Annotated in this window: 30 protein-coding genes; 19 read left to right on the top strand and 11 right to left on the bottom strand. The window is 41.6% G+C overall.

What is annotated here, in order from left to right:
* Positions 1-14: 14 nt before the first annotated feature.
* Positions 15-215: an alpha/beta-type small acid-soluble spore protein gene (locus LD028_RS11205; protein ID WP_003395655.1), complete on the bottom strand. Its 201-nt coding sequence runs from the start codon at positions 213-215 to the stop codon at positions 15-17.
* A gap of 224 nt (positions 216-439) precedes the next feature.
* Between LD028_RS11205 and LD028_RS11210 the strand changes: the two genes are divergently transcribed.
* Positions 440-682, top strand: a complete 243-nt coding sequence (locus LD028_RS11210; RefSeq protein ID WP_006319108.1) for a hypothetical protein — start codon at positions 440-442, stop codon at positions 680-682.
* Positions 683-711: 29 nt separating this feature from the next.
* Here the strand turns inward: LD028_RS11210 and LD028_RS11215 are convergent, their stop codons facing one another.
* The 3 genes from LD028_RS11215 to LD028_RS11225 all read right to left on the bottom strand — a co-directional run bounded on the left by LD028_RS11215 (position 712) and on the right by LD028_RS11225 (position 3,038).
* Positions 712-1,824 carry an ABC transporter ATP-binding protein gene (locus LD028_RS11215; RefSeq protein ID WP_077427820.1) on the bottom strand — a complete coding sequence of 371 codons (1,113 nt, stop codon included), beginning with the start codon at positions 1,822-1,824 and terminating at the stop codon, positions 712-714.
* Positions 1,825-1,935: 111 nt separating this feature from the next.
* The gene (locus LD028_RS11220; RefSeq protein WP_237811856.1) at positions 1,936-2,817 is read right to left on the bottom strand and encodes a PucR family transcriptional regulator; all 882 of its coding nucleotides are present in this window, start codon (positions 2,815-2,817) and stop codon (positions 1,936-1,938) included.
* A 68-nt stretch (positions 2,818-2,885) separates the two neighbouring features.
* Entirely contained in the window at positions 2,886-3,038 is a 153-nt protein-coding gene (locus LD028_RS11225) for a hypothetical protein (RefSeq protein WP_004892152.1), read from the bottom strand.
* 94 nt (positions 3,039-3,132) lie between these two features.
* On the opposite strand from LD028_RS11225, the gene LD028_RS11230 reads away from it, so the two are divergent.
* From LD028_RS11230 to LD028_RS11250, 5 genes are all read left to right on the top strand, one after another.
* On the top strand, positions 3,133-3,426 hold the full coding sequence (locus LD028_RS11230; RefSeq protein WP_194947784.1) for a hypothetical protein: 294 nt from the start codon (positions 3,133-3,135) through the stop codon (positions 3,424-3,426).
* 40 nt (positions 3,427-3,466) lie between these two features.
* Positions 3,467-4,576: a DUF445 domain-containing protein gene (locus LD028_RS11235; protein WP_237811857.1), complete on the top strand. Its 1,110-nt coding sequence runs from the start codon at positions 3,467-3,469 to the stop codon at positions 4,574-4,576.
* 62 nt (positions 4,577-4,638) lie between these two features.
* On the top strand, positions 4,639-4,983 hold the full coding sequence (locus LD028_RS11240) for a YlbF/YmcA family competence regulator (protein ID WP_077427814.1): 345 nt from the start codon (positions 4,639-4,641) through the stop codon (positions 4,981-4,983).
* A 71-nt stretch (positions 4,984-5,054) separates the two neighbouring features.
* Positions 5,055-5,915 (top strand): Cof-type HAD-IIB family hydrolase, encoded by an 861-nt coding sequence (locus LD028_RS11245; protein ID WP_237811858.1) that lies wholly within the window; start codon positions 5,055-5,057, stop codon positions 5,913-5,915.
* Between the two features lie 69 nt (positions 5,916-5,984).
* Positions 5,985-7,484 carry a coproporphyrinogen III oxidase gene (locus LD028_RS11250; protein ID WP_237811859.1) on the top strand — a complete coding sequence of 500 codons (1,500 nt, stop codon included), beginning with the start codon at positions 5,985-5,987 and terminating at the stop codon, positions 7,482-7,484.
* 19 nt (positions 7,485-7,503) lie between these two features.
* Here the strand turns inward: LD028_RS11250 and LD028_RS11255 are convergent, their stop codons facing one another.
* Positions 7,504-7,689 (bottom strand): YhzD family protein, encoded by a 186-nt coding sequence (locus tag LD028_RS11255; RefSeq protein ID WP_012575827.1) that lies wholly within the window; start codon positions 7,687-7,689, stop codon positions 7,504-7,506.
* A 120-nt stretch (positions 7,690-7,809) separates the two neighbouring features.
* On the opposite strand from LD028_RS11255, the gene LD028_RS11260 reads away from it, so the two are divergent.
* The 3 genes from LD028_RS11260 (at position 7,810) to LD028_RS11270 (ending at position 9,776) form a co-directional block, all read left to right on the top strand.
* Positions 7,810-7,977: a sporulation YhaL family protein gene (locus LD028_RS11260; protein WP_035019753.1), complete on the top strand. Its 168-nt coding sequence runs from the start codon at positions 7,810-7,812 to the stop codon at positions 7,975-7,977.
* A 102-nt stretch (positions 7,978-8,079) separates the two neighbouring features.
* Positions 8,080-9,156 carry a 3-phosphoserine/phosphohydroxythreonine transaminase gene (gene serC / locus LD028_RS11265; protein WP_006319096.1) on the top strand — a complete coding sequence of 359 codons (1,077 nt, stop codon included), beginning with the start codon at positions 8,080-8,082 and terminating at the stop codon, positions 9,154-9,156.
* Positions 9,157-9,254: 98 nt separating this feature from the next.
* Complete coding sequence (locus LD028_RS11270; protein WP_237811860.1) at positions 9,255-9,776, top strand: tryptophan transporter; 522 nt, start codon at positions 9,255-9,257, stop codon at positions 9,774-9,776.
* Between the two features lie 46 nt (positions 9,777-9,822).
* Here LD028_RS11270 and yhzF read toward each other — a convergent pair whose 3' ends face one another.
* On the bottom strand, positions 9,823-10,005 hold the full coding sequence (yhzF, locus tag LD028_RS11275; protein WP_006319095.1) for a membrane protein YhzF: 183 nt from the start codon (positions 10,003-10,005) through the stop codon (positions 9,823-9,825).
* Between the two features lie 135 nt (positions 10,006-10,140).
* Here yhzF and LD028_RS11280 point away from each other — a divergent pair, with 135 nt between their 5' ends.
* The gene (locus LD028_RS11280) at positions 10,141-10,740 is read left to right on the top strand and encodes an HTH-type transcriptional regulator Hpr (protein WP_237811861.1); all 600 of its coding nucleotides are present in this window, start codon (positions 10,141-10,143) and stop codon (positions 10,738-10,740) included.
* Here LD028_RS11280 and LD028_RS11285 read toward each other — a convergent pair.
* A complete protein-coding gene (locus LD028_RS11285; RefSeq protein ID WP_094240090.1) occupies positions 10,720-11,061 on the bottom strand; it encodes a YhaI family protein in 342 nt (113 codons plus the stop codon). The two genes, LD028_RS11280 and LD028_RS11285, sit on opposite strands and share 21 nt — an antisense overlap.
* Positions 11,062-11,198: 137 nt before the next feature.
* On the opposite strand from LD028_RS11285, the gene LD028_RS11290 reads away from it, so the two are divergent.
* A complete protein-coding gene (locus LD028_RS11290; protein WP_237811862.1) occupies positions 11,199-11,378 on the top strand; it encodes a hypothetical protein in 180 nt (59 codons plus the stop codon).
* Between the two features lie 39 nt (positions 11,379-11,417).
* On the opposite strand, the gene LD028_RS11295 is transcribed toward LD028_RS11290, so the two are convergent.
* Entirely contained in the window at positions 11,418-11,510 is a 93-nt protein-coding gene (locus LD028_RS11295) for a YjcZ family sporulation protein (RefSeq protein ID WP_019417055.1), read from the bottom strand.
* 165 nt (positions 11,511-11,675) lie between these two features.
* Between LD028_RS11295 and LD028_RS11300 the strand changes: the two genes are divergently transcribed.
* Positions 11,676-12,509 carry a peptidylprolyl isomerase gene (locus LD028_RS11300; protein ID WP_237811863.1) on the top strand — a complete coding sequence of 278 codons (834 nt, stop codon included), beginning with the start codon at positions 11,676-11,678 and terminating at the stop codon, positions 12,507-12,509.
* A 39-nt stretch (positions 12,510-12,548) separates the two neighbouring features.
* Here the strand turns inward: LD028_RS11300 and LD028_RS11305 are convergent, their stop codons facing one another.
* Complete coding sequence (locus tag LD028_RS11305) at positions 12,549-12,968, bottom strand: HIT family protein (RefSeq protein ID WP_237811864.1); 420 nt, start codon at positions 12,966-12,968, stop codon at positions 12,549-12,551.
* A gap of 402 nt (positions 12,969-13,370) precedes the next feature.
* On the opposite strand from LD028_RS11305, the gene LD028_RS11310 reads away from it, so the two are divergent.
* The gene (locus LD028_RS11310) at positions 13,371-14,117 is read left to right on the top strand and encodes an ABC transporter ATP-binding protein (RefSeq protein WP_171699894.1); all 747 of its coding nucleotides are present in this window, start codon (positions 13,371-13,373) and stop codon (positions 14,115-14,117) included.
* Entirely contained in the window at positions 14,110-15,294 is a 1,185-nt protein-coding gene (locus LD028_RS11315; protein ID WP_237811865.1) for an ABC transporter permease, read from the top strand. The genes LD028_RS11310 and LD028_RS11315 overlap by 8 nt, the downstream gene beginning before the upstream one ends.
* Positions 15,295-15,304: 10 nt before the next feature.
* Here the strand turns inward: LD028_RS11315 and LD028_RS11320 are convergent, their stop codons facing one another.
* The gene (locus LD028_RS11320) at positions 15,305-16,480 is read right to left on the bottom strand and encodes a M20 family metallopeptidase (protein WP_309240416.1); all 1,176 of its coding nucleotides are present in this window, start codon (positions 16,478-16,480) and stop codon (positions 15,305-15,307) included.
* A gap of 96 nt (positions 16,481-16,576) precedes the next feature.
* On the opposite strand from LD028_RS11320, the gene LD028_RS11325 reads away from it, so the two are divergent.
* Positions 16,577-16,945: a rhodanese-like domain-containing protein gene (locus tag LD028_RS11325; RefSeq protein ID WP_237811866.1), complete on the top strand. Its 369-nt coding sequence runs from the start codon at positions 16,577-16,579 to the stop codon at positions 16,943-16,945.
* Positions 16,946-16,958: 13 nt separating this feature from the next.
* Here LD028_RS11325 and LD028_RS11330 read toward each other — a convergent pair whose 3' ends face one another.
* The gene (locus LD028_RS11330) at positions 16,959-17,465 is read right to left on the bottom strand and encodes an antibiotic biosynthesis monooxygenase family protein (RefSeq protein ID WP_006319084.1); all 507 of its coding nucleotides are present in this window, start codon (positions 17,463-17,465) and stop codon (positions 16,959-16,961) included.
* Positions 17,466-17,645: 180 nt separating this feature from the next.
* Here LD028_RS11330 and hemE point away from each other — a divergent pair, with 180 nt between their 5' ends.
* The 4 genes from hemE to LD028_RS11350 all read left to right on the top strand — a co-directional run bounded on the left by hemE (position 17,646) and on the right by LD028_RS11350 (position 21,732).
* Positions 17,646-18,695: a uroporphyrinogen decarboxylase gene (gene hemE / locus LD028_RS11335; protein ID WP_006319083.1), complete on the top strand. Its 1,050-nt coding sequence runs from the start codon at positions 17,646-17,648 to the stop codon at positions 18,693-18,695.
* Positions 18,696-18,702: 7 nt separating this feature from the next.
* A complete protein-coding gene (hemH, locus tag LD028_RS11340; protein WP_237811867.1) occupies positions 18,703-19,650 on the top strand; it encodes a ferrochelatase in 948 nt (315 codons plus the stop codon).
* Entirely contained in the window at positions 19,647-21,065 is a 1,419-nt protein-coding gene (gene hemY / locus LD028_RS11345; protein ID WP_237811868.1) for a protoporphyrinogen oxidase, read from the top strand. The genes hemH and hemY overlap by 4 nt, the downstream gene beginning before the upstream one ends.
* A 97-nt stretch (positions 21,066-21,162) precedes the next feature.
* Complete coding sequence (locus tag LD028_RS11350) at positions 21,163-21,732, top strand: TetR/AcrR family transcriptional regulator (protein ID WP_237811869.1); 570 nt, start codon at positions 21,163-21,165, stop codon at positions 21,730-21,732.
* The last annotated feature ends 13 nt before the right edge of the window (positions 21,733-21,745 follow it).

Below are 21,745 nucleotides of genomic sequence, written 5' to 3' on the forward strand. Positions count from 1 at the left end.
GGTTTTCAGCCATGTTATTTAGTTGTGTAAGATCCGCCTAATTGTTGTTGCGCCATTGCAACAAGACGTTTTGTAATTTCGCCACCAACTGAACCGTTTGCGCGTGATGTTGCATCTGGTCCAAGGTTTACACCAAATTCTTGAGCGATTTCGTATTTCATTTGATCAATTGCTTGTTGTGCACCGTATACTAATAATTGATTTGTGTTTGCCATGTTCAATCATCTCCTCGTTACATTTTTTATGGTTGGGTTAGCTGGATTTGCACCAGCAACGCGTGATGTTTTTCACGCTGCCAAACTTGGCTTAACCCATCGACTGATGTTTGCTTGCTTGTACTACTATTTTGGGGAAAAAACATGTTATTATTCTTTTTTTTATGTGGTAATTTTTTGTGAAGTGGGAAAGATAATGGAAAATAATAAAGCGAGGGATGAGCATGCATATTTGTCCGTTATGCAACGGTTTACGGACAATCGTTTTTTATTGTGATCAATGTGGGGAAAAATTAAAAGACGAAGGGAAATTAACAGATTATTTTGATGACTACAGTCCGTATATGGATACGGATACGATGAAGATGGTTGATGGATATGCCGATACGAGAAAGCGGCACGTTTGTGTTCATTTGTTTCATTGCTCGCATTGTGATGACGATATCGTTCAATTCATTCAAGAGTAAAAGCCCGCTCAAACGAACGGGCTTATCGATTATTTTTCATTGCTCGAACGGATGCGCAACTCTGTGTTGACATCGAAGAAATGTGCTTTATTCATATCTAACGCAAGGTCAATTGTTTGCCCTGCTTTGACGTCTGTGCGCGCATCAACGCGTGCAACGAACTCTTGGCCGCTAATTTGTGAATATACCATAATTTCTGCGCCAAGCAATTCTGCGACTTCGACATGAGCGCTTACTTTTGTGTTTTGTGATGCTTCAAGAAATACAGGCTCATCGTGGAAGTCTTCTGGACGAATACCTAAAATGACTTCTTTGCCAACGTAACCTTGCTCACGAAGCACTTTCATTTTTCCTTCTGGCACGGCAATTTTTACGTCGCCGATCACGAATACGCCGTCTTGTAGGACGCCACGCAAGAAGTTCATCGCTGGTGAGCCGATAAATCCGCCGACGAAAATATTTTCCGGCTTTTCATACACTTCTTTTGGTGTACCGACTTGTTGAATGACGCCATCTTTCATAACGACAAGGCGCGTCGCCATCGTCATCGCTTCTGTTTGGTCGTGTGTGACATAAATAGTCGTTGTGCCTAAACGTTGATGAAGTTTTGCGATTTCTGCGCGCATTTGTACACGCAATTTTGCATCTAAGTTAGAGAGAGGTTCGTCCATTAAAAATACTTTCGCATCACGTACAATCGCACGTCCTAATGCCACGCGTTGGCGCTGACCGCCAGATAACGCTTTCGGCTTGCGGTCTAAATATTGCTCAAGACCGAGAATGCGTGCAGCTTCGCGAACGCGGCGATCGATTTCATCTTTTGGGAACTTGCGTAATTTTAATCCAAACGCCATGTTGTCATATACGCTCATATGCGGATAAAGCGCATAGTTTTGGAATACCATCGCGATGTCACGATCTTTTGGTGCTACATCGTTCATCCGTTTTCCATCGATGTAAAAATCACCTTTTGAAATTTCCTCAAGTCCCGCAATCATCCGAAGCGTTGTTGATTTTCCGCAACCGGACGGACCGACGAATACGATAAATTCTTTATCTTGAATGTGTAAGTTAAAGTCTTTTACAGCTGTGACGTTGTTGTCATAAATTTTATACACATGTTCTAAACGAAGCTCAGCCATATGTATGCCTCCTTATGCAATCGATTTCATTTGATTTAAGCATATAGAAAAACGAACGAAGCGTAAATGGACAACGTGCACAAAAAAAGAAAACGTTTTCGGGCAATGTGCCTAATGGTGTTCGTGAAGCAAAATCGCTAAATATACGGTTAGTGCCCCTTTAAACTGTTTGATATCAATACTTGTTTTTTCGATAAACTTATCGATACGATATTGCAAACTATTGCGGTGCATATGAAGTTTTTTCGCTGCGAGCGAAACGTTTAAATTGCATTCAAAAAACGTCTTTATTGTTTTCAACATGTCGTGCTCTTGTTTTACCGCCTGTAAAAACATCGTCGCATATGTCATCTCCTCACCGCTAATAAGCAAAAGAGGAAAGACGTCTTCAATACAGTAAACACGTTGAGCGGGATTGTGTTTCAGCCCGACGTGAAAATATCGTTTTTCCGCTGCGAATATACGGGCAAGTTCAACGGAATGGAGGCATTTTTGTCCAATATATGCTCGCAATTGAATGTAAAAATCACTGCATAGCGTGTCGATCCATTCGTGAAGGGTAGAGGCAACGCTTTCTTCTTGTTGTTCAATCACGATCCATTGTTGTTCTGTTTCTGAAATAATCGTCACATCGTAAGGGAAAAGCGACTGGATCGCTTCCGTAAAATCACGTGTGTCAACTGTTCCTTTTTGTATGTAAAAGTAAATAAATCGTGTATGTGTCGAGGGAGGTAATTGTTCAAAAGCATGTTCCGCACCATGAATTAAAAAGCGATACCATGCTTGTTGTTGTTTGTTCATCCAAGTAGTCACTGCTTCATACGGTGTAAACAATGTGGCTAATAGCGCACGTTCTTTTTGTGTGAGCATTTCTTTTTTGATACCGAAAAGCTCACCATGTTCTGTAGAAAACCACTCGTACGCATGTCGTTCATTCACTTGTCCATATTCAACAAGAGCATCTCGATAATATGCTCGTAATTTTTCTAACATGTATGTCCATTCCTTTCGTCTCCCCTCACGACTATTATACAAAAAGCGACGAGAAAATGCTCGCCGCCTCATTTTACTTCATGTGGTGGTTGTTCCGTTTGTACATCACGCGCTTCTTCAATATTCGTGGCGCGATGGCATGAATATACATAGCCTCCCGCCATGCCTTCATTGATCATACGATCGATGTCCCATTCATAATTATCGCGTTCTTTCATCATACATGCCCCCTTATTCATTATTTTGTATGAACGGAAAAAAAGTATACATCATTCACGTTGTGCGCACATATATTCATGACGAGAGGTGAAAATGATGATTGTTCAGCTTTTACATGCATTGACGAATTACGATTTAGATGAAGAGGAAGAAGCGCTTATTCGTTATTTATATGTACTGCACATCGGAAAAGAATGGGATAGAGAAAAGAAAGAGAAAAAAGATGATTGGCGACAACAATTTGAGAAAATGAATATATATAAAGAAGCATGGTGTGCATCAGAACATGCGACAGAACGAGAAGTATTCCGGTTATTGTTATGTAAATGTTTGAAACAGTTGCATAAGCAGTTATCGCACATTTGCGCTCATAGCGGACAAGCCCTATAATGAATGGTTAGAATAGCTTATTGGCAGAAGGGAGATCGTTATGGGGCTTTTTCTTTATTTATTATTTATGATCGTGGTTGGAGCATTTATTGGGGGAATGACAAATTCCCTTGCGATTAAAATGCTTTTTCGACCGTATCGTCCGATATATATTGCAGGAAAAAGACTACCATTCACACCTGGACTTATTCCGAAACGGAGAGAGGAATTAGCGGAACAACTTGGACGTATGGTTGTGGAACATTTATTAACAGCGGAAGGGTTGCGTCGAAAATTAAACGATCCATCGTTCGTTCAAGATATGACGAACTACGTGCAAGAAGAAGTAGGAAAATGGCTACAATCAGATCGAACTGTTGAACAATGGCTGAAGCAATTCGGGATGCCAGATCCGAAACAAGCGGCAGAAACATGGATAGAAACGAAATATAAAACGTTCATGTCGCAATATCGTCAACGTCCGCTTCATGAAATCATTCCAATTGAGGTATTACAAAAAATAGATCATGCTATCCCTTCGATTGTCGATCGCTTATTGCTCCGTTTGCGCACGTATGTTGAGAGTGAGCAAGGAGAGCGTCAAATTGAGCATATGATCAATGAATTTTTACAAAGCCGCGGCATGTTTGGCAATATGCTTCAAATGTTTCTTGGCAACGTTAGTTTGGCGGAAAAAATTCGTCCGGAAATCGTGAAATTTTTACAAAGTGAAGGAGCAAAACAGCTGCTTGTCCAACTATTCATAAACGAATGGGAAAAAGTGAAGGAGATGCGTATACATGAGATGGAGCAAATCATCGATCAAGAAAAAATCGTCGTATGGGTGAAACGTCTCACCGCATTCATTGTACAAGAGCCGCTCCAAAAACCGCTTGGTGCACTCGTTGCACCTTATGTGCGGCATTCATTACCGACGCTCGTTCGTTTCCTTTTACAATTTGCTTCCGAACGCATCGAACGATGGATGAAACAGCTTCATTTGCAAGATATCGTTCGTGAAGAAGTCGCATCGTTTTCTGTTGAACGGCTAGAAGAAATGATTTTAACAATTTCGCGCCGTGAATTTAAAATGATTACATATTTAGGGGCTTTGCTAGGTGGGATCATCGGGCTCATTCAAGGTTGTATCACGTTTTTCGTTCAAATGTAGACATACAGCGGCCGCTTCGATCATAGGGTAAAAAGAAAAGGAAAATGAGAGGAGTGTGCCGCATGGACGTCCTTCAAGCCATTCACGAGCTTTCGATAGCAATTCGTACAAGTGAGCCATTTGCCGAGCTTCGCCGCGCCTACGAGCAAGTGCAGCGCGATCCGACTGCGCACCAATTATTTACGAAATTTCGTGCGCTACAAAAACAGCTTCAACAAAAACAAATGAGCGGATTCCCGGTCAGCGATGCAGATGTCGAATTGTTGCAACAACATTTACATGTTATTGAAATGAATGAAAACATTGCACGGCTCATTCATGCCGAAGAACGTTTAAACGAGTTGTTTGCCAAAGCGATGAATGCGATGATTCAGCCAATTGACGAACTATATGACGGACACTCATAAAAATGGGTGTTCTTTTTTTTACCCCCTTGTCATACGTATGAATGAAGCCAAGACATCGAGGGGGGACGTTCATGTATAAATTACTTGCGCTAAATATTGACGGAACATTATTAAAATCGAATGGCAAGTTGGAGAAAAAAACGAAAGAAGCGATCGATTTTGTGAAGAAAAAAGATGTGTATGTGACTTTGATGACGTCAAGAAACTTTTTATCAGCGAAAAAAGTAGCGAAGGCGTTGAAGCTAGATTCGTATTTAGTGACGTTTCAAGGGGCGCTTGTTGCAAAGTCGTTAGAAGAAAAGCTACACGCCTCTGTCATTCCAGCACAAAAAACGTTCGATATTGTACACGTGCTTGAGCATTTCAATTGCAATATTCGTTTGCTTCACGAACGGTATTCGATCGGAAATCGAAAAAAAATAAAAAACAACATGATTGCGAAGACAATTTTAGGAGATCCATTTTTTTATCCGGCACAATTTGTTGACTCGTTAAGTGACGTGTTGCGCGATGATCCGATTGATGTAATGAAAATCGATGTGTTTTACTCGAAAGAAGATGAATGTGATGAAATTGTTGAAACGATCACACATGCATTTCCAGACGTTTCCCTCAGCGTGAGCGATGGAAAAATTGAATTGTTGCCAACAAACGTTTCAAAACTAAATGGGTTAATTCGGCTTGGAAACGAGCTCGGCATTTCGTTAAAAGAAATGGTCGTCATCGGTGACCATTTGGACGATATGCCAGCCATTGAAGCGGCCGGTCTTGGCGTTGCGATGGGAAATGCTTCAAAAGAAGTCAAAGCTGTTGCTGACTGGGTGACGCGTTCAAACGACCAACTTGGTGTCGCATATATGATTAAAGAACATTTTCGGAAACAACATCGTCCTCAGTTTTTACGTCAAATTCGTACAATAGAGAAAAAATAATTTCCGTTTCTTGACGAGCTTTTCGCTTCTTCTGTACACTTAAATGAGTTTAATACTTCGAAGCGAAAGGTGATTTCATTGCGTATTCATATTTGCGGACTTGAGCCGGTGGATCGTTTTCAACGTTCCCTTGAGGTCATTACCGGTTTATTTTTTGAAGAGGCAACGCTCTCTTTTATGGCGACAGAAGAAGCGGAAGTACGTGTGACGATGGATATACAACAAGGAGACCGGCTCGTTGTTAGTGGTACGTTGCAACATGAACATGGTCGCACGTATGAGGCTTATTACGCACGATCATGGAAGACAGAAGAAGAAAAAGGACGCATGAAACAAGTGAAACATGCGGTTTCCTATATATATTTATCTCTTATGCAACAATATACAGACTTTGTGCAACAATGGGGTATTTTAACAGGTGTTCGTCCAGTGAAATTATTGCATCAAAAATTGCGCTCTGGCTTAACGAGAGAAGAAGCACATCGCGAGTTGCGCGAAGATTATTTAGTGACGGATGAAAAAATTCAGCTTATGCAACAAATTGTTGATCGTCAGTTGACAGTTGTTCCAGATCTTTACGATTTATCGAACGAAGTAAGCATTTATATTGGCATTCCGTTTTGTCCTACGAAATGCGCGTATTGTACATTCCCAGCCTACGCGATTCAAGGAAAACAAGGATCTGTTGATTCCTTTTTATTCGGATTGCATTACGAAATGGAACAAATCGGGAAATTTTTAAAAGAGCGCAACATTCCGATTACGACTATTTATTACGGTGGCGGCACGCCAACAAGCATTACGGCAGAGGAAATGGATGCACTATATGCGCACATGTATCGCGTGTTCCCAAACGTTGAACGTGTACGTGAAATTACAGTTGAAGCCGGAAGGCCTGATACGATTACACCGGAGAAGCTTGCGGTGTTAAAAAAATGGAACATCGACCGTATAAGCATTAACCCGCAATCATATATTCAAGAAACGTTGCGAGCGATTGGACGTCATCATACGGTGGAAGAGACGATTGAAAAATTTCATCTTGCTCGCGAGGCAGGGATGAACAATATTAATATGGATTTAATTATCGGTTTGCCAGGAGAAGGTGTAAAACAGTTTGATTTTACACTTGCCCAAACAGAAAAACTTATGCCGGAGTCGTTGACGGTGCATACGTTGTCGTTTAAGCGTGCATCGGAAATGACGAAAAATAAGGAAAAGTATAAAGTAGCAGATCGTGATGAAATTAATGAAATGATGAAACGTGCGGAACGATGGACGAAAGAAAAAGGGTATGTGCCGTATTATTTATATCGTCAAAAAAATATTCTCGGCAATTTAGAAAACGTCGGTTACGCTTTACCGGGTCAAGAAAGCATTTATAACATTATGATTATGGAAGAGCAACAGTCGATCATCGGGCTAGGATGTGGAGCGTCAAGCAAATTCGTGCATCCAAAAACAAAAGCGATTACGCATTTTGCCAACCCGAAAGAGCCAAAAGCGTATAACGAAAATTACGAACATTACACAAGCGAAAAATTAAAAATGATGGAACAGTTATTTTAGCCCCGAGATGATCGGGGCTTTATCGATGGAATAAAATCAATTTGCCGCTCGATGTTGTACAGCGATGCGTTTTATGTTCAAATTGTTTTTCTTTTAATTTTTGCTCGCCGATTCGTTTTGCTTCGTCATCGTTTGCAGCAGTAAATGTTTCATCAAGCAGTTTTTCTCCCGTTTTTTCAAAAACAGTAAGCGTATATGTCTTCATCTTCCCCACCCCTTTCCTTTGCATGTATTCGCTCATTCACGCTTATTTCCTTCTTTATACGTCTATTTTTCTAGTTGTTTGCATATGTGTAAAGTAAGACAAGCTTAAAGGAGGATGCACATGCTTATTACATTGCTTCTTGCAGGCATTATCATTAGCGGATATATGGCCATCCGCACAGCAAGAGAAGAAAAGAAAATAGATGAAAAGTTGTTAGAAAAAGAAGGAGAAGTGTATATGGAGCGCATTCGGCAAGCGCGCGAGCAACGTCAGAAGGCCTTGGAATAAACAAGGTCTTTTATTTTTTAAAAAATTCACAAAAATTTTTCTTCATTTTTTTATGTTTCATGTTAGGATATATATTATTACATATATGAGGGGGAGAAAGGCGTGAAGCGAGCGTACAATTTTAACGCAGGACCATCTGCTTTGCCGCTTGCTGTGTTAGAGCGAGCGCAAAAAGAATTGCTCAACTTTCAACAAACAGGTATGTCTATTATGGAGTTAAGCCATCGAAGCAAAGAATATGATGCGGTGCATGAGCGCGCAGAAACGTTGTTGCGCAAACTGATGAACATTCCTGATACGCATGATGTGCTTTTTTTACAAGGAGGAGCTAGTTTGCAATTTTCGATGGTGCCGATGAACTTGTTAAAAGAAGGGGAAGTCGGTAACTATGTGTTAACAGACTCATGGTCGGATAAAGCGATGAAAGAAGCGAAAAAAGTAGGGACAACGCACGTGGCAGCTTCGTCGAAAGAAGAACAATATACATATATTCCGACGAATATCGAATTGTCTGAACGCGCTGCGTATTTGCACATTACATCAAACAACACGATTGCAGGGACACAATGGCGTGAATTTCCTAATGTAGCTGTCGATTTAATTGCGGATATGTCGAGCGATATTTTAAGCCGCAATATTGATGTGAGTCGTTTTGCTCTTATTTATGCGGGGGCGCAGAAAAATTTAGGTCCTTCAGGCGTGACGGTTGTCATCATTCGGAAAGATTTGCTCGCAAAAGGAGACGATCATTTGCCGACAATGTTAAACTATCGCACATATAGCGAAAGCCGTTCGTTATATAACACGCCACCAACGTTTGCGATTTATATGTTATCGCTCGTTCTTGAATGGGTAGAGGAACAAGGTGGTGTTCAAGCGATTGAAAAGAAAAATGCGGAAAAAGCTGCGATATTGTACCGTTGTATTGATGAAAGTGAAGGTTTTTACAAAGGGCATGCAAAAAAAGAAAGCCGCTCGCATATGAACGTAACGTTTACGTTGCCGAATGAGGAGCTTACAAAGAAGTTTTTATCGGAAGCAAAAGAAAGAGGATTCATTGGATTAGCTGGTCATCGATCTGTCGGTGGATGCCGGGCATCTATTTATAACGCAGTAGATATGGAAGCGTGTGAAGCGCTTGTACAGTTTATGGAAACGTTCCGAAAAAATATTTTTTGAAAATTTTTATTTTACCTTGGCACTTTAAAGTGCTATAATATTGTTAAACTTGCTTACAAGCTGAGAAGAGAAAAGAATGAGATGAGGAGAGATGAGAAATGAATACGAGAACGTTAGTATTGTTGTCGCTTTTTGTAGGCATTGGTGCAGTTTTGCATACGGTTATTCCGGGGTTTTTCTTCGGAATGAAGCCGGATATGATGTTGACGATGATGTTTTTAGGCATTATGCTTTTTCCGAACAAAACAGCTGTTAGTTTGTTAGCTATTGCCACAGGCATTATTTCTGGAGTGACAACGAGTTTCCCAGGAGGGTTTATCCCGAACATCGTTGATAAAGTTGTGACGGCCACGCTCTTTTTCGGCTTGTTTACGTTACTAAAGGCGAAAGCGACGCCAATAAAGGCGGCATTGCTTACGGCTGTGGGCACGTTCATCTCTGGTGCGACGTTTTTAGCTGTTGCGCTAATCATTGTTGGGTTGCCGGGAGGAGCAACGTTTGGCGGGCTGTTTATCGCTGTTGTCATTCCAACAGCGTTTGTCAATACGATTGCAATGATCGTCATTTATCCGATCGTACAGTCGCTCATGAGACGAACATATACAGTTCCGCAACAATAATAAAAAGAACCCGATCGTTTATGGTCGGGTTTTCCTTATATCGTTCTTACTGTATACGCATGAGCAAAAGAGTGACAGCGATAAAAAAAATAGCAAGACTTCCGAACACGCTTATGCGTTGCTTTAACACTTTTTTTGGGGGATACATGCGTGCTTTATTCAACATAGAAAACGTGGCAATCGTCAAATATAAAAAAATGAACCCAATCGTCGCCGTCGCGATGATCATGTTTGTTCCTCCTAATTTGAAAAGTTATATATTTCAATTTATTAAAAAATTCTAATATTTAATACTTTATTATTTATTGTTTTACTGGCATAATAAAAGATAAAAAGAAGGAAATACGAAAAAGTGGGTGGAGAGATGAAAAGCACGGAACGACATTATTCTGTTAAAGAGGCGATGTTATTTAGTCAAAGGGTTGCCCAATTAAGTAAAGCGTTATGGAAATCAATCGAAAAAGATTGGCAACAATGGATTAAACCGTTTGATTTAAACATTAACGAGCATCATATTTTGTGGATTGCCTACCATTTGAAAGGGGCTTCCATTTCTGAAATCGCCAAGTTTGGTGTCATGCACGTATCGACGGCATTTAACTTTTCAAAAAAATTAGAGGAACGCGGATTGTTGTCGTTTTCGAAAAAAGAAGACGATAAACGAAATACGTACATTGAACTGACGGAAAAAGGAGAAGAAGTTTTATTAAAATTAATGGAGTCGTACGATCCAAAACGGACGTCTGTGCTCCAAGGCATTCAACCTTTATATGAATTGTATGGTAAATTTCCAGAAATGTTAGAAATTATGTGTATGATCCGAAATGTGTACGGGGACGATTTTATGGAAATTTTCGAACGTTCTTTTCAAAACATCGAGCAAGAGTTTGTTGAAGAAAGCGGGAAGTTAAAAAAGAAAGATGAGCAGCAAGAAGAAGTAGCTTCATTCGTTGAGCGTATGTAATAAACGTTGAAACTCTGTCATAAGCGGAACGAATAGCTGTTGTTGTTTTAACGCATCAATCGTCTCAGCAAGGGGAAGGTTCGGATGAAGCGCATTCGCAAACTGTGTAAAAAGCGAGGTGAAGATGACGAAACCTTCCTCTTTTTGTTGTTTATATTGTTCACTTAGTTGTTCGCATAGGCGCAATATGCTTTCCACTTCTTCTTTTGCTAAGCCATAACGGATGACGAGCGCGTAAAACGGCTTTTTTTCCGGTGCGATCATGTCTAACATGAGCGAACAGTAATACTCCAGCTTTTCAATACGTTGTTCAATGCTCATCTTTCGGAACTCCTTTAGCGTACTTATGTGTATTATTTTACAGGAATTGTTGCATAAATGAAATGTCCATTATTGATTTATCGAAAAAATCGTTGTAAAGTAGGGGAGTAAATACATAAAAACAGGAGGGGACTCGTTTGGCGCTTTATTTTATACCCCTTGCGACAGTTATTCTTTTTATCGTTAATCAGCTAACAAATACGCTTTGTATTCAAAAAGAAATTCCAGAAGAGAAACAACCAAAAGTATTTCGTACCATTAATGTCCTTATTACCATTTTACTCATTTCTTCTTACATCGAAGTGTTGTTTGCGTAAAAAAGCTAAGCTGACAGTGTCCCTGTCAGCTTCTTTCATTTAGTATAACCAAGCGGCACCAACGATAATTAATAAAATAAACAACACAACGATTAACGCAAATCCGTTTGCATAACCTGCTCCTGCACCCATAGACGACACCTCCTTTCGTATATGAAGGCGTTGCGACGCTTTGACAATGTATTGTATGTCAAAAGGAGCAAAAAGGTATGGGCGCAGCTTTGCTTTATTTTAGCTTTCGGAAAAAATATGGTATAGTATGTTTTGTGTATATTTAAAGATAGGAGTTGTGAGAACATGAAAAAATGGACAGTTGCCATGTCGGCAGCAGCGATGCTTGCGCTTTCGGCTTGCAATAACGGATCGGATGTTGTTGTCGAAACGAAGGAAGGCAACATTACAAAAGAAGAATTGTACAACGAAATGAAAGAACGTTACGGCAAAGATGTGTTACGCGATCTCGTACATGAGAAAGTGTTAAGTAAAAAGTTTAAAGTAACGGATGAAGAGCTAAATAAGGAAATCGAAAATTTAAAAGAAATGTACGGTATCCAATATGACTTAGCGGTGCAACAAAATGGCGAAGAAGCGATTCGCGATATGGTAAAGCTTGATTTATTGCGCCAAAAAGCAGCGATGGAAGACATTAAAGTAACCGATGAAGAATTGAAAAAATACTACAATGAATATAAGCCGAAAGTGAAAGCAAGTCACATTTTAGTCGACGATGAAAAAACAGCAAAAGACATTAAAGCAAAGTTAGAAAAAGGTGAAGACTTTGCGGAATTGGCAAAAGAATATTCAAAAGATACAGGTTCAGCACAAAATGGCGGCGACTTAGGCTGGTTTGGACCTGGGAAAATGGTGGAAGAGTTTGAAAAGGCAGCGTATGCGTTAAAAGTCGGTGAAATTAGTGATCCAGTGAAAACACAATTTGGCTACCATATCATTAAAGTAACGGATAAAGAAGAGAAAAAGTCATTTGATGAAATGAAAGAAGAAATTGAATTCGAAGTGAAAAAAAGCAAACTCGATACATCGAAAGTGCAATCGAAGCTTGATGAGCTGATGAAGGAAGCAAATGTCGACATTAAAGACAAATCGTTAAAAGACGCATTAAAAAGCGAGTAATAATGACGAAAGAAGGTGTCCGTGCGGGACACCTTCTTTTCATAAAGCTTGTTTGATTTGTGCAGCGATGTGCTGTAACTCATCAAACGTATAGTTGCTTTGATTGGATTTCCACACAGCTCCAAATCCGTCTCCTTTACCGTACCGCGGAATGATATGCATATGATAATGGAAAACGGTTTGGCCTGCAATTTCTCCGTTGTTGTTTAAAATATTGATGCCTTCTGGGGAAAACTGTTCACGAATCGCGTTGGCGATTGTAGGAACAACTTCAAATACACGTTGCGCAAGTTCAGGTGTTAGCTCGTAAATGTTTCCTTTATGTATTTTCGGTACAACGAGCGTATGCCCCTTTGTCACTTGACTAATGTCTAAAAAGGCGATGACATGTTCATTTTCAAATACTTTCGCACAAGGAATGTCGCCGTTTATAATTTTACAAAAAATACAGTCGCTCATGTTGATGCCACCTTTCTTTCCATTTTGTCTTTATTTTACCACACGATCGTCGTTTCGAAAAACGGAAAGAGCAGGATGCGTATCGCATCCTGCCCATTGAAGAGGGATCTTCATGATTACGTGTCTTTTGGGAACACCTCATTTACGAGTAGAATCAGTTACGCGTTTGTGAGTGCGACATTGTTCAAGATGACCATCCCCTTTTCAAGGGAGTGTTTTCGTTGTTACAGGCTAGCTAATGTGCGGCCCGTAGACACCTCATTTCATCATGTTCTTGAACTTGCTTTGTTGCTCACTGCGACTTGCTACTTGTTTGTCCCTCTTCGCTACTTATCATAACCCGTTTTTCTTTTTATTATTCATTTGTTAAAATAAAAAATAATGACGGAAGAAAGGAAAGCGATGATGGCACTATTACAAGTTCAGCATATATTCGGTGGCTATACGAACCAAAATATTTTAGATGACGTATCGTTTACCGTGCAAAAAGGGGAAGTTGTCGCGCTGATCGGGTTAAATGGAGCAGGAAAAAGCACGACAATTAAACATATTATCGGATTGATGCAACCGCGTAAAGGAACAATTACAATAAACGGTATGACGTTTCAAGATGATCCACAAGCATATCGCACACAATTTACATACATTCCGGAAATGCCTGCGCTATACGAAGAATTGACGCTTGAAGAACATTTACGTCTCACCGCCATGGCGTATGGTGTGACGGATCGAGCATACGAACAGCGCGTGCCACAGTTGTTGAAGGCGTTTCGGCTTGAGAAAAAGTTAAGTTCGTTTCCTGCATTTTTTTCAAAAGGAATGAAACAAAAAGTAATGATTATGTGCGCTTTTTTAGTCGATGTGCCGCTTTATATTATTGATGAACCATTTGTTGGATTAGATCCGCTCGCCATTCAAGCGCTACTTCAGCTTATTGAGGAAAGAAAAAAGGAGGGAGCGGGTGTGCTGTTGTCGACGCACATTTTAGCGACAGCCGAGCGATATTGTGATTCGTTTATCATTTTACATGATGGGCAAGTGAAAGCAAGCGGATCATTGCCAATGCTTCAAGAGCAGTTACATATGCCTCATGCCACACTTGATGATATATATATCGAATTAACAAAGGAAGAGACGAACGATGATTGATGGACAACAGTTATGGAAAAAGCGGATGATTGCTCATCTCGCCGAGGTGAGACGGTACGGTCGTTATATGTTCAACGATCATTTGTTGCTCGTCTTATTTATCGGAATCGGGGCAAGTGCGGTATTTTATAAGCGAGCAGTTGATGAACTGGTGTCTTTTCCCTATGCTGTTGTTGCTTCGCTTTTGCTCGCTTTTGCGGTGACGCAAGGTGGAGTGCGGACGTTTGTTAAAGAAGCAGATGCGGTATTTTTTCTTCCGATCGAGCGACGGCTTCGTCCGTATTTTTGGCGTGCTGCGATATATAGTTTTTTTCTTCATTTGTACGTTTCGCTCATCGTATTTGTTGTCCTTTTGCCTTTACATTTTAAATTTTCATCACAGCCGTTGTTTATCGTCCTGTTGGTGATTGTCTTTCTAACGGGATGGAATATGTTCGTTCAATGGCAAGAGGAGGCACGAATTGGGCGAGATCATTTTCATACGTTTGTTCGCTTTTTAACGAATGCAACGTTTTTTTATTTTTTATTTCTCCAACAATATGTGTGGATGTTTGTCCCTTTGTTATTTATGGTTATCCTTGCGCGATATGTGGAGCAAAAAGGACGCAAAAGCGGGCTTCAATGGGAGCAATTGCTTGCTGATGAACGGCGACGAATGCAAGCGTTTTATCGGATTGCGCATGCATTTGTTGATGTTCCTCACATGAAACATACGGTAAAAAAACGGACGTCACTTCGTTTCCTTTTCCGTTTGCTCGCTCGTTTGCATATGCGCCCGTATACGTATTTGTATGTACGTACATTTTTCCGTGCGGGCGATTATTTCGGTTTGTTCGTTCGTTTGACTGCGATCGGTAGCGTCTTTATTTTTACATTGCCTCGCGGTGTGGAGTGGTTTGCTCTTTTATGTTCGTATGCAACAGCGGTACAATTGCTTTCGCTTCGCTTGCACCATCGCGGGCATCCGCTTCTCTCCCTTTATCCGATCTCGTCTGTTGAGGCGCACCGATCGTTTATGAGTGTGTTATTGACTATTGGGGTGAATCAAGCGTTTATTTTTGGTATGGTTGCATATATCGCTCATGGTGTTTTCACTATGTTATCGACGTTTTTCATTGTTTTCATATGCTACGGTGCGATTATCGTTTATATGAGAAAAAAACGGGAAGCGGCTTGAACCGCTTCTTTTACTTTTCCGCATATTGAATGGCTGCAAGACCGAGTGTTTTCGCCGCAATAAGCATCGCGCGTTCATCAAAGTCAAATTTCGGATGATGATGCGGATAAGCGATTGTTGTTGTTTCGGCTTTTGCCCCTGTAAAGAAAAACGTTCCTTTTACACGTTGTAAATAATAGGCGAAATCTTCTCCGCCCATATGCGGAGGAATTTCGACGACATCGGTGACTTCATCTATTTCATGGGCGATAAAGGCGAGAAATTTCGTTTCTTCTTCATGGTTCACAACAGGCGGATAACTGCGGTTGTACGTGTATTCATACGTACAACCGTTGGCGATGCATGTACCTTTAACAATTTGCTCAATTTCTCGTTCAATATCGTCACGTACTCGCTCAGAAAATGTTCGCACTGTTCCGATTAATGTGGCGCGATCGGCGATGACGTTAAATGCGTTGTCGGAAACGAAAGAGCCGATAGAGACGACAGCAGGTTCAAGCGGATTGACGCGACGGCTAACGATTTGCTGCAAATGTAGTACGAGTTGCGAGGCGGTAACGATTGCATCTTTTGTTTTGTGCGGCTCTGCTCCGTGACCGCCAGAACCTCGGATGACGACTTGGAATCGGTCTGCCGCTGCCATAATCGGTCCTGTCCGATATTGAATGACACCTGTTGGCGCTGTCGCCCATATATGTGTGCCGAAAATGGCATCTACTCCTTCTAAACAGCCGTCTTCAATCATCGCCTTTGCCCCGCCTGGTGCGTATTCCTCTGCATGTTGATGGATGCAAACAATCGTACCTCTCCAATGTTCACGTAATTCATATAGCGCTTTGGCAAGAACGAGAAGCGTGGCCGTATGCCCATCGTGCCCACATGCGTGCATGACACCCGGAACGGTTGATTTATATGGCACATCTTTTTCATCTTGAATCGGAAGGGCGTCAAAATCCGCCCGAAGCGCTACTGTTTTTCCGCCTTGTTGGCCATGAATAGTTGCGACGATCCCGTTTCCTCCAACATTTGTTCGCACAGGAATGCCAAGTTGTTTATAGTAATTGGCAATATATGCGGCTGTTTTATACTCTTGAAACGATAGTTCGGGATGTTGATGCAAATAACGGCGAATCGTAACCATTTCGTCGTAATATTCACGAAGCTTAGCAAATAGTAATGTTTTCACGTGAACCGCTCCTTCTGTTTTTTTTCATTATACCATCGTTGACAAATGATCGAAAACGGGTTAATATACCCATATACGTATTTAGGAGGAGCATATATGGGCACGTGGATCAATGTTGTTCTAATTATTTTGCTTATTTATTTTGTTGCAGCAAAAATGTTGCCGACAAAAGGTGTGGAGCATATTACACCAGATGAGTTAAAAGAAAAATTAAAACAAACGAAAGACCGCCAATTTATTGATGTACGCACACCTGCGGAATATCGTGCGCGCAACATTCGTCAATTTAAAAATATCCCGCTTCATCAGTTGGCTGATCAACTACATGAGCTCGATCGCGAGAAAGAGACGATTGTGATTTGTCAAAGTGGTATGCGTAGCAATCAAGCGGCAAAAATATTAGCGAAAAATGGATTTAAGCGCGTCGTGAACGTGCGCGGCGGCATGAACGCTTGGAATGGATAGGGCTGACGAAATGTCAGCCTTCTTTTACAACTGCATATGTTGTCACATAGGATGGACGCGGAAAAATGGACCGTTGTTGATCGATTCCTTTTTCTGTGCCACGTTTTTGGTGCGCTTTTTCGTAAGCTTTAGACTGTTGCCAACGACGAAAGGCACTTTCATTTTCCCACATCGTCATAATGACGTATGTATCGCTTTTTAACGGACGTAACACGCGAATGGCGACGAACCCTGGCTCTTTCTCAATTAACCGTGCCCGCTGTTGAAAACGATGTTCAAATAACGGTCTTCCTTCGTCCGTGACCGGAATATTATTGCAAACAACAAACGTTCCCCCAAATGATCCGACGGCATCAAGCACTTCGTACGGACGCGGCTCGTGAAAGACGCTTGTTCCTTCTGTTTCATGAATAAGCATACCATTATCTTCATCGTATACAAGCAACATACGCTCATTTGCGTATTGGCTACGCAATCGTTGCAAATAGTCGATTGTGCCATTTGTCATAAATACGTACACCGATATCATCCCCTTCCTTTTCTTGCTCATATTTTACCACTTTCTTTTCTTCTTGGCGATTTCATGAACGTTGCACATTATTACTACCCAGACGGTGAAAAAATCGGTATAGTTGTGTTAGTGGAAACAAATAAACAATTTCGCTACACTATAATATAAGCGATTACATAACATGAAAGGATGGACATGATGATTAAAAACGATACATTTTTACGTGCCTGTCGCGGAGAAGCGACGGAATACGTTCCTGTTTGGTATATGAGACAAGCAGGGCGTTCGCAACCGGAATACCGCGCGTTGAAAGAAAAATATTCGCTTTTTGAAATTACACACCAACCAGAGCTATGCGCCTATGTGACGCGTTTGCCTGTTGAACAATATAACGTCGATGCGGCCATTTTATATAAAGATATTATGTCACCGCTTCCAGCGATCGGTGTCGATGTCGATATTAAAGCGGGTATCGGACCAGTTATCGACAATCCGATTCGTTCGCTTGCCGATGTCGAACGTCTCGGTGAAATTGATCCAGAAAACGACGTGCCATACGTGCTTGAAACGATTCGCCTATTGACGAAAGAGCAACTGACTGTTCCGCTCATCGGTTTTGCTGGTGCGCCGTTTACATTAGCGAGCTATATGATTGAAGGTGGCCCTTCGAAAAACTATAATAAAACGAAAGCGTTTATGTATGCGGAACCGAAAGCATGGTTTGCCCTTATGGATAAGCTAGCGGATATGACAATTCGTTACGTGAAAGCGCAAATTCGTGCCGGGGCAAGCGCCATTCAAATTTTTGATTCTTGGGTTGGTGCAGTCAATGTTTCTGATTATCGTCAATTTATTAAACCGACGATGGAGCGTATTTTTACCGCGCTTCGTGACGAACATGTTCCGCTTATTATGTTTGGAGTTGGCGCAAGCCATTTAGCGAAAGAATGGCACGATTTGCCGCTTGATGTCGTCGGTTTAGATTGGCGCTTATCGATTCGTGAAGCGCGCGAGATGGGGCTGACAAAAGCGTTACAAGGCAATTTAGATCCAGCCGTATTGCTTGCCCCATGGGAGGTTATCGAAGCGCGCGTCAAACAAATTTTAGACGAAGGCATGGCGCATGAAGGTGGGTACGTATTTAACTTAGGGCATGGCATTTTCCCACAAATCAAGCCAGAAACGTTAAAACGACTTACAGCGTTTATCCACGATTATTCAGCAAAAAGAAAAGGATGAATAAACGATGTCAAAAAAAGTAATGGGATTGCTTGTCATGGCGTACGGCACGCCGTATAAAGAAGAGGATTTAGAGCGATATTACACGCACATTCGTCATGGTCGCAAACCGTCGGAAGAGATGCTAGCCGATCTTCGCGAGCGTTACGAAGCGATCGGAGGCATCTCACCGCTTGTAGCTATTACAAAACAACAGGCGGAAAAACTTGCCGAGCGACTTAATGAAGTACAAGATGAGATTGAATTTCGCATGTATTTAGGATTAAAGCATATTGAGCCGTTCGTTGAAGATGCCGTTCGGCAAATGCATGAAGACGGAATAGAAGAAGCGGTTTCGATCGTATTAGCGCCGCATTTTTCGACATTTAGTGTCAAATCATACAACGGACGAGCAAAAGAAGAAGCGGCCCGTTTAGGTGGACCGAAGTTGACGTGTGTGGAAAGTTGGTATACTGAACCGAAATTTATTCAATATTGGGCAGAACGGGTAAAAGAAACGTATGCTTCGATGTCTGAACGAGAGCGGGAAAAAGCGGTGTTGATCGTTTCCGCCCACAGCTTGCCTAAAAAAATTATCGCAATGGGAGATCCATACCCAAAACAACTACAAGAAACAGCCGATTTCATTGCGAAAGAAGCAGGTGTTTCGGAATACGTCATTGGTTGGCAAAGTGCAGGCAATACGCCAGAGCCTTGGCTAGGTCCTGATGTGCAAGATTTAACGCGACAACTATATGAAGAAAAAGGGTACGAGGCATTCGTATACGTTCCAGCAGGATTTGTGTCCGATCATTTAGAAGTGTTGTACGATAACGACATTGAATGTAAACAAGTAACAGATGAACTTGGCGTCAGTTACTATCGCCCGCCGATGCCAAACGCCCATCCACAGTTTATTGACGCCCTTGCAACAGTTGTTTTAAATCATTTACGTAAAGAAGGCGAGTCATTATGAAAAGGAAAGTCGTCATTATTGGCGGGGGGATGACGGGACTTGCGGCAGCGTATTACTTACAAAAAGAAGCGCGCGAAAAACAGTTGCCCATTTCGTGTGAATTAATTGAAGCGAGTCATCGACTTGGCGGAAAAGTGCAAACGGTGTATCGCGATGGTTTTGTCATTGAGCGCGGACCGGATTCTTTTTTGGCACGAAAAATGAGCGCCTCACGCCTCATTCACGAAGTCGGGCTTGAGAAAGAGCTCGTGCATAATACGGCAGGTCAATCATACATTCTCGTCAATCGAACGCTTCATCCGATTCCAGGCGGAGCGGTGATGGGCATTCCGACGAAGCTGGCACCGTTTGTTGTAACGCGACTGTTTTCGCCATTTGGAAAGTTGCGAGCTGCAGCTGACTTTGTTTTGCCACCGTTAAAAACGAAGGGGGACGTATCGCTCGGGCAATTTTTCCGCCGTCGTCTCGGAAATGAAGTGGTGGATCGCCTCATTGAACCTTTATTATCAGGCATTTATGCAGGCGATATTGACCAACTTAGCTTAATGGCAACGTTTCCTCAATATTTCCACTTAGAGCAAAAACACGGAAGTCTCGTGCTCGGCATGAAGCGGTCGATGCCGAAACAAAAAACGAAACAAAAAAGCGACAAAGGCATTTTTCAAACGTTAAAAACGGGGTTGGCTTCGCTTGTTGATGCGATTGAGCAAAGGTTGGAAAAAGGAACGGTGCATAAGGGAGTCCGTGTTGAGCGGATTGAGAAGGTTGAGGAACGATATGTGTTAATGTTAAGCAACGGGGAGAAAAAAGAAGCGGATAGCGTTGTAGTCGCTGTTCCGCATCAATCATTGCCATCGCTTTTTCCGAATGAAACAACGTTTTCTTCTTTTGAAACGATGCCATCGACGTCTGTTGCAACGGTCGCATTAGCGTTTCCGAAAGAAGCGATAGCGAAGGATATGAATGGAACGGGATTTGTTGTTTCGCGCGATAGCGATTATACAATAACTGCATGTACGTGGACGCATAAAAAATGGCCACATACAACTCCAGAAGGTTATGTTTTGTTGCGTTGTTATGTCGGACGTCCTGGGGATGAGGCGATTGTTGATCAAACAGACGAAGATATCGTTCAAGTCGTGATGGACGATTTAAATAAAGTGATGAACATTACGATGAATCCGATGTTTTCGATTGTGACACGTTGGAAACAATCGATGCCGCAATATACGGTTGGTCATCGTGAACGGATGGAACGGGTGAAACAACATATGCAACAACATCTTCCAGGCATCTTTTTAGCAGGAAGTTCGTATGAAGGGCTTGGGCTCCCGGATTGCATCGATCAAGGGGAAGAGGCAGTTAAAAAAGTATTGCATTATTTAGCTTATACGAAAGAAAAGGTGTCGCTATAAAAGGCACCTTTTTTCTTGCAACTACAGATCATATGTGTTACGATATAAAACGAAATGACCAAAATGTTCATTTAGTCAAAATAAAGGATGAACGCCTATGTCAGATAAAAGAAAACAAATTATTGAAGCGGCAGCGAAGTCATTTTCGCTTTTTGGCTATAAAGCAACGACGATGGAGCAAGTAGCGAAAATGGCGAATGTCGGAAAAGGGACGATTTACACGTTTTTTAAAAGTAAAGAAGAGCTGCTTGAAGACATCGTTTCTTCGATCATTTCTGAAATTAAGCATGAGGCAGACGCGGCAATCGATCAACGCTTATCGTTTAACGAAAACGTGCAACGTGCTTTGCAACGTATTTTTACGTTTCGCAAAGAACATGAGTTGACGATTAAGCTGTTACAAGAAGTGCGCGATATCGGCACGCCAGCTGTACGTGATGTGATGAAGCGACTTGATCGTGAAATGATCGCTTATGTGCGGGAAAAAATAGAAGAGGCGATGGCAAAAGGGGAAATTCGTTCGTGCGATGCAGAGCTAACGGCGTTTTTAATGTTCAAGATGTATATCGCGTTACATGTCGATTGGGGAAAAGAGCATGAGCCGTTGTCGCAACAAAAAATTGCCGAACTGTTTGATTCGTATTTATTAAAAGGATTATCTCGATGATGATCCTTCTCTT

The organism is Anoxybacillus sp. LAT27 (assembly GCF_022030075.1).
Lineage (GTDB): Bacteria > Bacillota > Bacilli > Bacillales > Anoxybacillaceae > Anoxybacillus > Anoxybacillus kestanbolensis.

Excerpts from the sequence above, each read along its gene's own strand:
- LD028_RS11210 (WP_006319108.1), top strand. The coding sequence starts at position 440 with ATGCATATTTGTCCGTTATGCAACGGTTTACGGACAATCGTTTTTTAT.
- LD028_RS11260 (WP_035019753.1), top strand. The coding sequence starts at position 7,810 with ATGCTTATTACATTGCTTCTTGCAGGCATTATCATTAGCGGATATATG.
- LD028_RS11255 (WP_012575827.1), bottom strand. The coding sequence starts at position 7,689 with ATGAAGACATATACGCTTACTGTTTTTGAAAAAACGGGAGAAAAACTG.
- LD028_RS11285 (WP_094240090.1), bottom strand. The coding sequence starts at position 11,061 with ATGAGCATTGAACAACGTATTGAAAAGCTGGAGTATTACTGTTCGCTC.
- LD028_RS11315 (WP_237811865.1), top strand. The coding sequence starts at position 14,110 with ATGATTGATGGACAACAGTTATGGAAAAAGCGGATGATTGCTCATCTC.
- LD028_RS11280 (WP_237811861.1), top strand. The coding sequence starts at position 10,141 with ATGAAAAGCACGGAACGACATTATTCTGTTAAAGAGGCGATGTTATTT.
- LD028_RS11225 (WP_004892152.1), bottom strand. The coding sequence starts at position 3,038 with ATGATGAAAGAACGCGATAATTATGAATGGGACATCGATCGTATGATC.
- yhzF (WP_006319095.1), bottom strand. The coding sequence starts at position 10,005 with ATGATCATCGCGACGGCGACGATTGGGTTCATTTTTTTATATTTGACG.
- hemY (WP_237811868.1), top strand. The coding sequence starts at position 19,647 with ATGAAAAGGAAAGTCGTCATTATTGGCGGGGGGATGACGGGACTTGCG.
- LD028_RS11305 (WP_237811864.1), bottom strand. The coding sequence starts at position 12,968 with ATGAGCGACTGTATTTTTTGTAAAATTATAAACGGCGACATTCCTTGT.
- hemH (WP_237811867.1), top strand. The coding sequence starts at position 18,703 with ATGTCAAAAAAAGTAATGGGATTGCTTGTCATGGCGTACGGCACGCCG.
- LD028_RS11215 (WP_077427820.1), bottom strand. The coding sequence starts at position 1,824 with ATGGCTGAGCTTCGTTTAGAACATGTGTATAAAATTTATGACAACAAC.
- LD028_RS11245 (WP_237811858.1), top strand. The coding sequence starts at position 5,055 with ATGTATAAATTACTTGCGCTAAATATTGACGGAACATTATTAAAATCG.
- hemE (WP_006319083.1), top strand. The coding sequence starts at position 17,646 with ATGGACATGATGATTAAAAACGATACATTTTTACGTGCCTGTCGCGGA.
- LD028_RS11300 (WP_237811863.1), top strand. The coding sequence starts at position 11,676 with ATGAAAAAATGGACAGTTGCCATGTCGGCAGCAGCGATGCTTGCGCTT.
- LD028_RS11230 (WP_194947784.1), top strand. The coding sequence starts at position 3,133 with ATGATTGTTCAGCTTTTACATGCATTGACGAATTACGATTTAGATGAA.
- LD028_RS11240 (WP_077427814.1), top strand. The coding sequence starts at position 4,639 with ATGGACGTCCTTCAAGCCATTCACGAGCTTTCGATAGCAATTCGTACA.
- LD028_RS11235 (WP_237811857.1), top strand. The coding sequence starts at position 3,467 with ATGGGGCTTTTTCTTTATTTATTATTTATGATCGTGGTTGGAGCATTT.
- LD028_RS11350 (WP_237811869.1), top strand. The coding sequence starts at position 21,163 with ATGTCAGATAAAAGAAAACAAATTATTGAAGCGGCAGCGAAGTCATTT.
- LD028_RS11295 (WP_019417055.1), bottom strand. The coding sequence starts at position 11,510 with ATGGGTGCAGGAGCAGGTTATGCAAACGGATTTGCGTTAATCGTTGTG.
- LD028_RS11220 (WP_237811856.1), bottom strand. The coding sequence starts at position 2,817 with ATGTTAGAAAAATTACGAGCATATTATCGAGATGCTCTTGTTGAATAT.
- LD028_RS11310 (WP_171699894.1), top strand. The coding sequence starts at position 13,371 with ATGATGGCACTATTACAAGTTCAGCATATATTCGGTGGCTATACGAAC.
- LD028_RS11205 (WP_003395655.1), bottom strand. The coding sequence starts at position 215 with ATGGCAAACACAAATCAATTATTAGTATACGGTGCACAACAAGCAATT.
- LD028_RS11270 (WP_237811860.1), top strand. The coding sequence starts at position 9,255 with ATGAATACGAGAACGTTAGTATTGTTGTCGCTTTTTGTAGGCATTGGT.
- LD028_RS11325 (WP_237811866.1), top strand. The coding sequence starts at position 16,577 with ATGGGCACGTGGATCAATGTTGTTCTAATTATTTTGCTTATTTATTTT.